The sequence below is a fragment of the Streptomyces sp. WG5 genome, from assembly GCF_049974565.1.
In the GTDB taxonomy this organism is placed as follows: Bacteria; Actinomycetota; Actinomycetes; order Streptomycetales; family Streptomycetaceae; genus Streptomyces.
Window position 1 is genome coordinate 135,714 of the sequence record NZ_JBNGGC010000003.1, and the last position, 12,894, is coordinate 148,607.

11 protein-coding genes are annotated in these 12,894 nt (G+C 73.4%); 5 read left to right on the plus strand and 6 right to left on the minus strand.

The genetic code is table 11. The annotated features are described in order from the left end of the window. Positions 1-33: 33 nt before the first annotated feature. Together ACP4IX_RS04425 and ACP4IX_RS04430 are read left to right on the plus strand one after the other, a co-directional pair. Complete coding sequence (locus ACP4IX_RS04425; protein ID WP_426554800.1) at positions 34-768, plus strand: FadR/GntR family transcriptional regulator; 735 nt, start codon at positions 34-36, stop codon at positions 766-768. Between the two features lie 168 nt (positions 769-936). Next, a complete protein-coding gene (locus tag ACP4IX_RS04430) occupies positions 937-1,671 on the plus strand; it encodes a gamma-glutamyl-gamma-aminobutyrate hydrolase family protein (protein ID WP_426518657.1) in 735 nt (244 codons plus the stop codon). A 308-nt stretch (positions 1,672-1,979) separates the two neighbouring features. On the opposite strand, the gene ACP4IX_RS04435 is transcribed toward ACP4IX_RS04430, so the two are convergent. Beyond that, on the minus strand, positions 1,980-2,834 hold the full coding sequence (locus tag ACP4IX_RS04435) for a LysR family transcriptional regulator (RefSeq protein WP_426518894.1): 855 nt from the start codon (positions 2,832-2,834) through the stop codon (positions 1,980-1,982). A 184-nt stretch (positions 2,835-3,018) separates the two neighbouring features. Here ACP4IX_RS04435 and ACP4IX_RS04440 point away from each other — a divergent pair, with 184 nt between their 5' ends. Further along, the gene (locus tag ACP4IX_RS04440; protein WP_426518655.1) at positions 3,019-4,176 is read left to right on the plus strand and encodes a TDT family transporter; all 1,158 of its coding nucleotides are present in this window, start codon (positions 3,019-3,021) and stop codon (positions 4,174-4,176) included. Here the strand turns inward: ACP4IX_RS04440 and ACP4IX_RS04445 are convergent. From ACP4IX_RS04445 to ACP4IX_RS04460, 4 genes are all read right to left on the minus strand, one after another. After that, positions 4,103-4,825 carry a helical backbone metal receptor gene (locus ACP4IX_RS04445; protein ID WP_426554801.1) on the minus strand — a complete coding sequence of 241 codons (723 nt, stop codon included), beginning with the start codon at positions 4,823-4,825 and terminating at the stop codon, positions 4,103-4,105. The two genes, ACP4IX_RS04440 and ACP4IX_RS04445, sit on opposite strands and share 74 nt — an antisense overlap. A gap of 42 nt (positions 4,826-4,867) precedes the next feature. Beyond that, the gene (locus ACP4IX_RS04450) at positions 4,868-5,437 is read right to left on the minus strand and encodes a helix-turn-helix domain-containing protein (protein ID WP_426518651.1); all 570 of its coding nucleotides are present in this window, start codon (positions 5,435-5,437) and stop codon (positions 4,868-4,870) included. A gap of 606 nt (positions 5,438-6,043) precedes the next feature. Then, positions 6,044-8,659 carry an ABC transporter permease/substrate binding protein gene (locus tag ACP4IX_RS04455; RefSeq protein WP_426554802.1) on the minus strand — a complete coding sequence of 872 codons (2,616 nt, stop codon included), beginning with the start codon at positions 8,657-8,659 and terminating at the stop codon, positions 6,044-6,046. Then, positions 8,652-9,743, minus strand: coding sequence for a quaternary amine ABC transporter ATP-binding protein (locus ACP4IX_RS04460; protein ID WP_426518647.1), 1,092 nt, complete (start codon positions 9,741-9,743; stop codon positions 8,652-8,654). Before ACP4IX_RS04460 ends, ACP4IX_RS04455 begins: the two co-directional genes overlap by 8 nt. 286 nt (positions 9,744-10,029) lie before the next feature. On the opposite strand from ACP4IX_RS04460, the gene ACP4IX_RS04465 reads away from it, so the two are divergent. Both ACP4IX_RS04465 and ACP4IX_RS04470 read left to right on the plus strand, forming a co-directional pair. Next, positions 10,030-10,935 (plus strand): 5'-3' exonuclease, encoded by a 906-nt coding sequence (locus tag ACP4IX_RS04465; protein WP_426518892.1) that lies wholly within the window; start codon positions 10,030-10,032, stop codon positions 10,933-10,935. Between the two features lie 191 nt (positions 10,936-11,126). Continuing rightward, the gene (locus ACP4IX_RS04470) at positions 11,127-11,972 is read left to right on the plus strand and encodes a siderophore-interacting protein (RefSeq protein ID WP_426518645.1); all 846 of its coding nucleotides are present in this window, start codon (positions 11,127-11,129) and stop codon (positions 11,970-11,972) included. A gap of 295 nt (positions 11,973-12,267) precedes the next feature. On the opposite strand, the gene ACP4IX_RS04475 is transcribed toward ACP4IX_RS04470, so the two are convergent. Then, positions 12,268-12,849 carry a GNAT family N-acetyltransferase gene (locus tag ACP4IX_RS04475; RefSeq protein WP_426518643.1) on the minus strand — a complete coding sequence of 194 codons (582 nt, stop codon included), beginning with the start codon at positions 12,847-12,849 and terminating at the stop codon, positions 12,268-12,270. Positions 12,850-12,894: the final 45 nt, after the last annotated feature.

Below are 12,894 nucleotides of genomic sequence, written 5' to 3' on the forward strand. Positions count from 1 at the left end.
GGGAACCATTGCTTGGGAAGGGGGCGCGACCGCATGCCGGAGGAAACCGGCGGGGGCGTGGCGGACCGGCTCGTACCGGTGCTGCGGACGGTGCGGGCCGGCAACGGCTTCGAGGAGGCGCTGGAGCAGATCCTCCAGATCGTCAGGCTGGGGCTGGTGTCCGAGGGCGAGCGGTTGCCCGCCGAGCGGGAGCTGGCGGAGCGGTTGGGGATCAGCCGGGTGACGCTGCGGGAGGTGCTGCGGGTGCTCCAGGACCAGGGACTCGTGGAGGCCCGGCGCGGCCGGTACGGCGGAACGTTCGTGCTGCCCCGCGCGGACGCGGGCGGCCTGGACGAGCTGCGGCGCCGGGTCGCCGGGGTCGACATCGAGGACGTGCTGCGCTTCCGGGAGGTGCTGGAGGTGGGCGCGGCCGGGCTGTGCGCGGCGCACGGGCTGTCCGACGGGCGGGCGGCGCGGTTGCGCGAGGCGCTGGCCGGCACGCGGGACGCACCGCTGGCCGAGTACCGGCGGCTGGACACGATGCTGCACCTCGCCCTCGCGGAGCTCTGCGGCTCACCGGCTCTGGCGACGCAGTACGCGGCCGTCCGGGCCACCCTCAACGACCTGCTGGACTGCATCCCGCTGCTGGTGCGCAACCTGGAGCACTCCCAGCGGCAGCACACCGCGCTCGTGGCGGCCGTGCTCGACGGGGACGCGGACGGAGCGCGGGAGATCGCGCGGGAGCACTGCGCGGGGACGGCGGCGCTGCTGCGCGGGTTCCTGGCGTGACGTTCCGGGCGCGACTGCTTCATGTGTGACTGTCCTGCGTGTGACTGTCCTGCGTGTGCATGTGCTGCGTGTGAATGTGCTGCGTGTGACTGCGCCGCGCGCGAGTCTCCTGCCGCGGCGGCGTCGCGCGGCAAAGGTACGAAGAGAATCCATTACCGAGGAGGTCGGATGGCGGACAGGCCGCTGATCGGCGTCAGTACGTACCTGGAGGCCGGGGCGCGCTGGGGCGTGTGGGAGCTGGAGGCGGCACTGCTGCCGGCCGGGTATCCGCGGCTCGTGCAGCGGGCGGGCGGACTCGCCGCGATGCTTCCGCCGGACGCGCCGGAGCACGCCGCCGCCACCGTCGCCCGCCTCGACGGGCTGGTGATCGCGGGCGGCCCGGACGTGGAGCCGGTCCGCTACGGCGCGGAACCCGGCCCGCGCACGAGCCCGCCCGCCCGGGCCCGGGACACGTGGGAGCTGGCGCTCATCGAGGCGGCCCTGGGCGCGCGCGTGCCGCTGCTGGGCGTCTGCCGGGGCATGCAGTTGCTCAACGTCGCCCTGGGCGGCACCCTCGTCCAGCACATCGAGGGCCACGCCGAGGTGGTGGGCGTGTTCGGCGGCCACCCGGTCAAGCCGGTGCCGGGGACCCTGTACGCCGGTGTCGTGCCCGAGGAGACGTTCGTGCCGGCGTACCACCACCAGGCGGTGGACCGGCTCGGCACGGGACTCGTGGCGTCGGCGCACGCGGCGGACGGCACCGTGGAGGCCCTGGAACTGCCCTCCGCCCCTGGCTGGGTCCTCGGCGTGCAGTGGCACCCGGAGATGGGCGAGGACGTACGGGTGATGCGGGCGCTGGTTCACGCGGCACGGTCGGAACTGTGCCGCCCCGCTCCGGCGATGGCGCACGGCGGGCCGGGGTGAGTCGTCGGGCCCATACCGGCCGGCGCGGTGGCCGAGAGAGCCGAGAGGGCACTGGGCGGTGATCCGCCGGAGGCACACAGGGCCGGGGGCCGCGGCAGCGGGCGCACGCGGGACCACACCCGCGGGCACACCCGCGGACCTCACGCCGCAGCGCACGCGACCGGTCCGGCCCGAACCATCCCCACCCCCACCCCCGCCCCGGGCACCCGCGACCGCGGGACCACTCCCGCACCCGCACCGCACCGCACCCGGCATGCTCACCGAGGGCCCCTCGAGCAGTGTCGGCCCCGGGCCCCCCGCCGGCAGGCCTACGCCCGCGTCAGGGACAGCAGTCGCCGGGCCGGGCCCGTCGGACGGTGTCCCGTGGGCCATACCGCCCGCAGGTCGCGGGCCAGCGCGACGTCCGCCACGGGCACGCTCACCAGGCGCCGGGTGGTGAGCTCCTCGCCGACGGCGAGTTCGCTGAGGACGGAGGGGCCGGCGCCGCTCACGGCCGCCGCCTTCACCGCCGTGGTCGACGACAGCTCGATCAGGGGGCGGGCCAGGCCGCCGAGGGCCGCGTCCAGGACCTGCCGGGTGCCCGAGCCCTTCTCCCGCAGGATCAGCGGGGTCGCCGCCAGCTCCGCCGCCGCGAGCGGGCGACGGCGGCGCGCCCACGGGTGGCCCGGCGCGGTCACGACGATCAGCCGGTCATGGGCTATGACGGCGGAGTCGAGGTTCGCCGGGACGCTCACCCCCTCCACGAAGCCCAGGTCGGCCTCGCCGGACAGCAGGCGGTCCGCGACCGCCGCCGAGTTCCCGGCGAGCAGAGACACCGCCGTGTCCGGCAACTGGGTGCGCAGTGCGACCAGCCAGCCCGGCAGCAGGTACTCGGCGATCGTCATGCTCGCCGCCACCCGCAGCCTCGAGTCCCGCCGGTCCCGCAGTGCCTGCGCGCCCGCGTCGAAGGCCTCGGCCGCCTCCACGATCCGGCGTGCCCAGTCCGTGACCAGCGCACCGGCGTCGGTGAGCCGGGAACCGCGCGGCGAACGGTCCACCAGGGCCACCCCCAGCTGTCGTTCCATCGAGCGGATGCGGCTGCTGGCGGCCGGCTGGGTGATGCCCAGCTCGCGGGCCGCCCCGCCGAGGCTGCCCAGCCGTGCCACGGCCAGCAGCAGCTCCATCGCCCCGAGATCGGGCACCCGGTGCGCCAGCGAGCCCGCCGTGTGCCGCCCCGGTACGTCCGGTCCGCCCTCCGTGCCGCCCGCCCTGCCCGTACCGCCCGCGCTCCTGCTCATAACTCCAGCTTATGTCGTCATAGAGACATGCTCCCTGGTCAGGGACTTCGGCCGCCGAGACCGTGGACCCATGGTCACCGCAGCCCAGCCCCTGTCCCCTCCCGCCGTCCCGGCCCGACGCGTCCCGGCCGTCCGTCATCTCGGGCCGAACTGGTACGCCTGCGTCATGGGGACCGCCGTCGTCGGTACCGCGGGCGCCGCGCTCCCCTGGCACGGGTCCGGGCCGCGCGCCGTCTGCACCGCGGTCTGGGCGCTGTCCGTCGTCCTGCTGGCGGTCCTGCTGGTGGCCCGGTCCCTGCACTGGCTCCACCACCGCGACCAGGCCCGCGCCCATCTCCTCGACCCGGCGGCGGCCCCGTTCTACGGCTGTCTGTCGATGGCCCTGCTGGCCGTCGGGGGCGGCGCCGTGACCGTCGGGCGGGACTGGATCGGCACCTCCGCCGCGGTCGCCCTGGACACCGTGCTGTTCACCGCCGGTACGGTCATCGGGCTCGCGGCGGCGGTCGCCGTGCCGTACCTGATGACCGTGCGGCACCGGATCGAGCCGGGGCAGGCCGGTCCGGTGTGGCTGCTGCCGCTCGTCGCGCCGATGGTGTCGGCGGCCGTCGGGCCGCTGCTGGTCCCGCACCTCCCGCCGGGACAGCCCCGGGAGACGCTGCTGCTCGCCTGTGTCGCGATGTTCGGGGTGAGCCTGCTCGCGACCCTGGTGACACTGCCGGTGATCTTCGGCCGGCTGCTCACCGGCGGCCCGCTGCCGCTCGCGCTCACCCCGTCGCTGTTCCTGGTGCTGGGCCCGCTGGGGCAGTCGACGACCGCCGTGGGGAAGTTCGCGGACGTGGCCCCCGGGGTCGTGCCCGGCCCGTACGCCGAGGGTTTCGCGGTCCTCGCCGTCCTGTACGGCGTGCCCGTCATGGGCTTCGCACTGCTGTGGCTGTGTCTCGCCACCGCGCACGTCGTGCGGGCCGGAAGGGAGGGCATGGGCTTCTCGATGACGTGGTGGTCGTTCACCTTCCCGGTGGGCACCTGTGTCACCGGCGCCGAGGCGCTGGCCCGGCGCACGGGGCTCGCCGTCTACGACGGGCTCACCGTCGTCCTGTACGCCGTCCTCGTCGCCGCCTGGGCCGTCGCCGCCGCGCACACCGCGCGCGGACTGGTCAGCGGCGCGCTGCTCGCAGGGCCGCGCCCAGCACCCGGGGCGCCTCGGCCAGCGACGGCCCGTACCACGTGAGGTACCGCCCGTCGACGAGCGCGCAGGGCAGGCCCGGGAAGGCCTCCGGGCCGTCGTCGGCGGTGAAGCGGTACGGCTCGTCCGGCAGGACCACGACGTCCGGGCGGGCCGCCCGCAGTTCCCCGACCGGGATCCTCGGGTAGCGCTCGGCGTGAGCGGCGTACAGGTGGTCGACGCCGAGGCGGGCCAGTACGTCGCCCGCGAAGGTGTCGCGGCCCAGCACCATCCAGGGCCTGCGCCAGATCGGGACGACGGCCGTGGCACGCGGCTCCGGGGGCGGCGGCAGGGCCGACCAGGCCGCCTCCGCCTCGTCCAGCCACCGGGGCCGGGACGCCGCTCCGCAGGCGGCCAGGACCCGGTCCAGCTCGGTGAGGGCCTGCGGCACGGTGCGGACCTCGGTGACGAGCACCTCGACGCCCGCGGCGCGCAGGGCGTCCAGGTCGGGGGCGCGGTTCTCCTCCTCGTTGGCGACCACCAGGTCGGGGGCGAGGGAGAGGATCCGCCCGGTCCGCGGGTTCTTCGTGCCGCCGACGCGTACGACGTCGAGGCCGGCCGGGTGCGTGCACCAGTCGGTGGCGCCGGCCAGGGCCCCCGGGACCGTACGGGCCACGGCCTCGGTCAGCGACGGCACGAGGGAGACGACCCTCATCGGACCTCCGCCCGGGTCCTCACCGGACTCCCGCCCGGGTCCTCACCGGCGCGGCCCGTCCCGTACCGCCTCGATGTGCTCGGCGACGGCCACCACGATCAGCCGGGTGTCGGGCACCGTGGCCCGCCAGCGGTGCCGCACCCCGCCGGTGAGGTACAGCGTGTCGCCGCGCCCCAGCCGGTAGGCGCGGCCCTCCGCCTCGATCTCCACGGCACCCTCGGTCACGAACATCAACTGGTCGTTGCGGCACTGCAGTTCGCGGCCCGCGTCGTGGTCGCCGGTGAACTCGCTGGCGTGCATCTGGTGGTGTCCGCGCACCAGGGAGCGCACCTTGGGCGCCAGCTGCGGGTCGGGTTCCTCGGCCCGGACCACGTCCACGCTGCACGCGGGGTCGGCGGCGGCGAGCAGCTCCACGGCGGTGGTGCGCAGGGCGTCGGCCACCTTCTCCAGGGAGCTCTGGCTGGGCCGCGCCCGGTCGTTCTCGATCTGGCTCAGGAAGGGCACGGACAGGCCGCTGCGCTCGGCCACGACGGCGAGGGTGAGCTCCAGGGTCCGGCGCCGCCGCCGTACGGCCGCGCCCACCCGGAGGTGCTGATCTTTGTGGTCGCCCATCGCTCCGGCTCCCTCCTTCGCCCGTCGTACCACCGCGGCGCCCCGGTCCGGTCGCCGCACTCCCGATGAGTTCTCGGACGAGACCTCTGATGGGTTCTCTGCACCCTACGCATGTTCGGCAAACCGTTTCACACGGCCGTCACGTCGACGTCACGGTGCGGTGGCCTCGAGCTCACGGTTCTCGCCATCGCGGGGCGTGCCCGTCCGCCGTCCTGACGCCCTACCGGTTCAAGGCGCGGACGGCCCTCCATGTTCCCGTCGGCCGCTGGAGCCCCGGTGGGACCAGGCTCGGGCGGGGGGTTGGCGCTCCGTGGTTGTCCGAATCCCTACCGTGTCCCGGCCGTGGACGGCCCGAGGGGTGGGGGGGGGGGGGGGGCCGGCGGGGGGGGGGGGGGGGCCCCCCCCCCCGGGGGGGGGGGGGGGGGGGGGGGGGCCCGGGGTGGCCCCGGGGGGGGGGGGGGGGTGGCCCCGCTGGGTTTTCCCTACCCCCCCCCGGGCCGGGGCGGGGCCCGCGGGGGGGGGGGGGCCGGGGCGGGGGGGGGGGGGGCCGGCGCCCGCCCCCACCCCTCGGGGCGGTCGGTACGGGGGGGCCGTACCGGTGTCGGGCTACTGCGGGGTCATTCGGCCGACCATGTCCGGGTGCTCCTTCAGCCAGGCCGCCACGGCTGCCTCCTCCTGGCCCTGGCCGCGGTTCTTGATCTCCGCCTCCAGGCTGCCGAGCTCGTCCTCGCTCATGCGGAATTCCTTGATCCACTCGGTGAGCTGCGGGTACTGCTCGGGGAACGCCTTGCTGGAGATGGTGCGGATGGTGTTGCCCTCGCCGAAGGCCTTCTTGGGGTCCTGCAGCTTGGTCAGCTCGTACTCGCTGTACGCCCAGTGCGGCGACCAGAGCGTGACCGCGACCGGCTCCTTCTTGGCCAGGGCTCGCTTGAGCTCGGCCAGCATCGCCGGCGTGGAGCCGTCGACGACCTCGTACTCGTCCTCCAGGCCGTAGCCCGGCATGACCTCGTTCTTGAGCAGCTGCATCTCACCGGTGCCGGGCTCGATGCCGATGATCTTGCCGTCGAAGAGGTCGGCCTTGCCCTTGAGGTCCGCGAGTGACTTGACGTCCTTCACGTACGACGGGACGGCGATCTCCAGCGAGGTCGGCTCGTACCAGGTGCCCAGGTCGGTGAGGCTGTCCTTGTGCTTGTCCCAGTAGTTCTTCTGGGCGTGGGGCAGCCAGGCGTCGAAGTTGAGGTCGAGGTCGCCGGAGGCCAGGCCGGTGTAGACCGGGCCGACGTCCATCTGCTTCAGGTTCAGCTCGTAGCCGCGCTGCTCCAGGACGTTCTTCCACAGGTAGGTGACGGCGACGCACTCGTCCCAGGGGAACCAGGCGATGTCCAGCGGGCGCTTCGCCTCGGCCGGGGTCGCGCCGGCGCCGCCCTGGACCGGGGCGAGCTCGTCGACGAGGCCCGGGTTGGCCTTCAGCCAGGTGCGGACGGCGTCCTGCTGGTTGCCCTTGCCCGCCGTGTTGATCTCGGCCTCGAGGCTGGTGAGCTGCTTCTCGGTCATCGAGAAGTCCTCGAGCCACTTGGCGACGGTGGGGTTGTCGCCGCCGAATCCCTTGCGGGACAGCGTGTGCACGCCGTCGCCCGCGCCCCAGGCGCCCTTGGGATCCTCGAGCTTCTTCAGGTCGAAGTCGTTGTACGCCCAGTGCGGGGACCAGAGCGTGACGACGATCGGTTCCTTCTTGCTCATCGCCCGCTTCAGCTCGGCCAGCATCGCCGGGGTCGAGCTGTCGACGACCTTGTACTCCTTGTCCAGGCCGTACTCCCCCAGGACCTTGCTCTTCAGCAGGGCCATCTCGCCGGCACTGGACTCGATGCCGGTGATCTTCCCGTCGAACAGGCCGGCCTTGCCCTTGAGGTCCGCCAGCGAGTTGACGTCCTCCATGTAGGCGGGGACGGTCAGCTCCAGCGAGGTCTCGTCGTACCAGGAGCCGAGGTCGTCGAGCCGGTCGCCGTACTGCTTCCAGTACTGCTCGTGGGTGGTCGGCAGCCAGGAGTTGGTGACGATGTCGATGTCGCCCTGCGCCAGCGAGGTGTAGAGCGGCCCGGCGTCGAACTGGGTGGCCTCCACCTCGTAGCCGCGCTGTTCGAGGATCTCCTTCCACAGGAAGGTGGAGGCGATGCCCTCGTCCCAGGGGACGTAGCCGAGGCTGACCTTCTCGCCCTGGCCGACGTTCTTGCCGTCGGCGACGCTCTCGGAGTCGTCGGCGCCGCCGAAGACGCCCATGCCGCCGGCGACCAGGCCGAGGATCACGATGCCGATGACGGCGACCTGGGGCTGGGGGCGGTAGGACCAGATCTTCAGGCCCTTGGCGGCGCGGGCCTTGGCGGCGGCGCGGCGGCCCAGCGGCGAGACGTGGGTGCCCAGCGCGCTGGTCATGCGGTCCAGGTAGATCGCCAGGATCACGATGGCGAGTCCGGCCTCGGCGCCGCGGCCGACGTTGAGCTGGCCGATGGACTCCATGACGTCGCCGCCGAGTCCGCCGGTGCCGACCATGCCGGCGATCGCGGCCATGGACAGGCCGAGCATGATGACCTGGTTGACGCCCGCCATCACCGTGGGCAGCGCGAGCGGGAGCTGGACGCGCAGCAGGGTGTTGCGGGGGGTGGTGCCGAAGGCCTCGGCGGCCTCGACCAGTTCCTTGTCGACCTGGCGGATGCCCAGCTCGGTCATGCGGACGCCGGGGGCGAGCGCGAAGATCAGGGTGGCCACGATGCCCGGGGCGGAGCCGGTGCCGAAGAACAGGATCGCCGGGATGAGGTAGATCATCGCGGGCAGCGTCTGCATGAAGTCCAGGACCGGCCGGACGAACGCGCTCACCCGGTCGGAGCGGGCCGCCCAGATGCCCACCGGCACCGAGACGACCAGGGCGATGATCGTGGCGACCAGCAGGAGCGCCAGGGTCACCATCGAGTTCTCCCACAGACCGAGGGACTCGATGAAGGCGAACCCCGCGAAGGAGAGGACACCCGCGAGCGCGCCGCGCAGCCAGAAGGCCACCACGGCGAAGATGCCGGCGAGCAGCAGCGGCTCGGGGGCCTGGAGGACGGCGTTGATGCCGTCGTAGGCGCCGGTGAAGACGCTCTTGAAGAAGGTGAAGAGCCAGGAGACGTTGTCGAGCAGCCAGTCGACGGAGCTGTTGACCCAGTCGCCGAGGGGGATTCTAGGCACGGGACATCACCTTCTCGCCGCCCTTGTCCCGCGGGCTGTCGCAGACGCCGAGGACCGTGTCCTCGTCGTCGCCGAGGAAGCCGACGAGCCGCCGGGCCGGGACGACGCCGACGAGCCGCCGGTCGGTGTCGAGCACCGCCACCGAGTGGGTCACCCGGGCGCTGATCGCGCACAGCTCCGCGAACGTCGTGTCGGGCGTCGCGGTCTCGCAGCCGCAGTCGGCCTCGTCGCCGCGCACCTCCGTCTCCATGACGGAGCCCGCGGTGAGCACGCGGGAGCGGTCGACGTCGCGGGTGAAGGAGGCGACGTAGTCGTTGGCGGGGCGTATCAGGATGTCCTGCGCGGTGCCTATCTGCACGATCCGGCCGTCGCGCATCACGGCGATGCGGTCGCCCAGGCGCATGGCCTCGTTGAGGTCGTGGGTGATGAAGACGATGGTCTTCTTCAGGGTCTTCTGCAGGTCCAGCAGCTGGTCCTGCATGTCCCGGCGGATCAGCGGGTCGAGGGCGCTGAAGGACTCGTCCATCAGCAGCAGGTCGGCGTCCGTGGCGAGCGCGCGGGCCAGGCCGACGCGCTGCTGCATACCGCCGGACAGCTCGTCGGGCCAGGACTTCTCCCAGCCGGCCAGGCCGCACAGGGCGAGCGCCTCGTCGGCGCGGCGTTCGCGCTCGGCGCGGGGCACGCCCTGCACTTCGAGACCGTAGGCGGCGTTGTCCCGGACACTGCGGTGCGGGAACAGCGCGAAGTGCTGGAAGACCATGCTGATCTGCTGGGAGCGGACCTCGCGCAGTCCGCGGTCGCTGAGCTCGGTCAGATCCTGTCCCCCGAAGCGGACGCGCCCGGCGGTCGGTTCCGACAGACCGTTGAGCATGCGCAGGAGCGTGGACTTGCCGGACCCGGACAGGCCCATGACCACGAAGATCTCGCCGGGCTCCACGGTGAAGGACGCGTCGATGACGGCGGCCGTGGTGCCGTCGGCGCGCAGTTCCTCCCGGTCGGCTCCCTGGCGCAGTCGTTCGACTGCCTGGTCCGGTTTTTTGCCGAAGACCTTGTACAGGTTTTCGGCCTCTAGCCTGGCTGACACGCTTACCTCTTGGATCGGGGGCAGGGACAGGGGCGTGAAGACTCGTGACGCAGCTCGGTGGAACGACTCGGTGCGACGACTCGGTGGAACGACTCGTCGAGCGACCCGGTGTTGCGACTCAGCGTTACGAAGACTCGCTAACAGTTGAATGCATCAACCAGCTTCGGCCCGGATGCGCGCCTGCCCTGATCATCCCGACCCAAACACAAGAGTGACCCAGTTCACACACCCTCCACCATCCGTCCATGCGACCTGCGGCATGATGCGAGGCGTGACCGGACGACTGATGCTTCTCGACACCGCCTCCCTCTACTTCCGCGCCTACTTCGGCGTACCGGACTCCGTGAAGGCCCCCGACGGAACGCCGGTGAACGCCGTGCGCGGACTCCTCGACTTCATCGACCGCCTGGTGAAGGACCACCGGCCCGGCCACCTGGTCGCCTGCATGGACGCCGACTGGCGCCCGCAGTGGCGGGTGGAGCTGATCCCCACCTACAAGGCGCACCGCGTCGCCGAGGAGACCCCCGAGGGCCCGGACACCGAGGAGGTGCCCGACACGCTCTCGCCCCAGGTGCCGGTGATCGAGGCCGTCCTCGACGCCCTCGGCATCGCCCGCGTCGGCGTGGCCGGGTACGAGGCGGACGACGTCATCGGCACGTACACGGCGCGGGCGACCGGCCCGGTCGACATCGTCACCGGCGACCGGGACCTCTACCAGCTCGTCGACGACGCCCGTGGGGTGCGCGTGCTCTACCCGGTCAAGGGCGTCGGCACGCTCCACCTCACGGACGAGGCCGCACTGCGCGAGAAGTACGGCGTCGACGGCCGCGGGTACGCCGATCTGGCGCTGCTGCGGGGAGATCCGAGCGACGGCCTGCCGGGCGTGCCGGGCATCGGCGAGAAGACGGCGGCGAAGCTGCTCGCCGAGTTCGGGGACCTGGCCGGGATCGAGGCGGCCGTCGACGACCCGAAGGCGAAGCTCACGCCCTCGCAGCGCAGGCGGCTGACCGAGGCCCGGCCGTATCTCGCGGTCGCCCCGAAGGTCGTCCGGGTCGCCGACGACGTCCCGCTGCCGGACGTCGCCACCGCGCTGCCCCGTACCCCGCGCGACGCGGCGGCACTGGACGCACTGGCGGCCCGCTGGGGCCTGGGCGGATCACTGGAGCGACTGCTCACGACCCTCACCGCCTGAACCGGCCCGGCCGCACAGCACCGGGCGAGCAGTACCCGCCCGGTGCTTCGGCACGCCGACGGGGGGAAGCCGTACCCTGCGCGCGGGGGCCGGGGGGAACCTCCCCTCCATGACGCGACAGGACGGGCGGGGATGCTAACTTAGGTAAACCTAACTCAGGGAGCCCTCACGCAGGGAGCAGGGAGGCCGTCATGGCAGACCGTCCGGGACGCAAGCCGCGCAAGCCGCACAGCGCACAGGTCGTCCGCACCGAGCGGCTGACCCCGCACATGCAGCGTGTGGTGCTCGGCGGCGAGGGTCTCTCCGCATTCTCGGCGGACACCTGCACCGACCACTACGTGAAGCTGCTGTTCCCCGCCGGGGGCGCCACCTATCCCGAGCCCTTCGACATGGAGCGGATCCGCGAGGAGTTCCCGCGCGACCAGTGGCCGGTGACCAGGACGTACACGGTGCGCCACTGGGACGCCGAGCACCGCGAGCTGACGCTGGACTTCGTCATCCACGGCGACGAGGGCCTGGCCGGCCCCTGGGCGAAGCGCGTCCAGCCGGGCGATACCGTCCGCTTCCTGGGCCCCGGCGGCGCCTACGCCCCCGACCCCGCCGCCGACTGGCACCTGCTCGCCGGTGACGAGAGCGCGCTGCCCGCGATCGCCCGGTCCCTGGAGGCACTGCCCGACGGCGCCCGCGCGTTCGCCTTCATCGAGGTCGAGAACGCCCAGGAGGAGCAGAAGATCGATTCCGACGCGGAGGTCGTCTGGCTGCACCGCGGCGGCCGCCCGGTCGGCCAGGCCCTGATCGAGGCCCTCCGCGGCCTGGACTTCCCCGAAGGCCGGGTACACGCCTTCGTGCACGGCGAGGCGGCCTGCGTGAAGGAGCTGCGGCGGCTCCTCCGGGTGGAGCGCGGGATCGCCCGCGAGGACCTCTCCATCTCCGGCTACTGGCGCCTCGGCCACAACGAGGACGGCTGGCAGGCCTCGAAGCAGGAGTGGAACGCACGCATCGAGGCGGAACAGGAGGGCGCCGCCCCCGCCGCGTAGCGCGGCGCGGCCGCCGGCTCGAACGGCGCCCTGCCGCGCCGGACGAGCGGGCCCGGCCCCCGTGTCCGCACGGAGCGTCACGACACCGGGGCCCCTGCGCGGGGCCCGCACCGCTCACCCGGCGTGGGAGCGGGCCGGCGTCCCCGTCCCGCACACGCCCAGCCCGGCACCCGCGCCTCGCCGGGCCCGTCCGTGTGGCGCGCCGCCTCGCTCGTCACGCCCGGTACGGCGCCACCCGTGCCCGGCGTTCCGCCCACACGTGTGCGGTGCGCGCCGCGCGGAGCCGGCCCGCGCCTCAGTCCCCGCGCACGCGGGCGTGCAGGTGCATGTCGTGCCAGCCGTCGGAGTGGAGCAGGGCGCTGCGCTTCGTGCCCTCCAGGGCGAAACCGGTCTTCCCGGCGACCCGGCAGGAGGCCTCGTTGGCGACGGAGTGGGTGAGTTCCAGGCGCTGGAAGCCGATCTCGTCCAGGGCCCAGTGGGCGAGCGCGTTCGTGGCACGGGCGGCGACGCCCCGGCCCCGGGCCGCCGCTGTCGTCCAGTAGGCGACCTCGGCCACCCCGTCGCCGAGCAGCACCTGGCGCAGGGCCACCCGGCCGAGCAGCCGGTCGTCTCCCGCGTCGGCCACGGCCCACTGGACGTCCCGCTCGTCGGCCCAGCCCCGCTGCCACTCGGTGATCCAGCCGCGCACCTCCTCCTCGGAGCCGGCGGCGCGGATGTGCCACTGGTGCATCACCGGGTCCTGGAAGGCCGCGTGCACGGCGGGCGCGTCGTCGGTGCGCCACGGGCGCAGTACCAGCCCGTCGCCGGTGGGGAGTGTGGGCTGCGGGGTGCGGGAGAGGGTGCCCGCGGCAAGGACCGGGCGCGTCAGATAGGGCATGGGCACATCCTGCCGACGGACCGGCCCGCGGCCCAGCGAATTTCC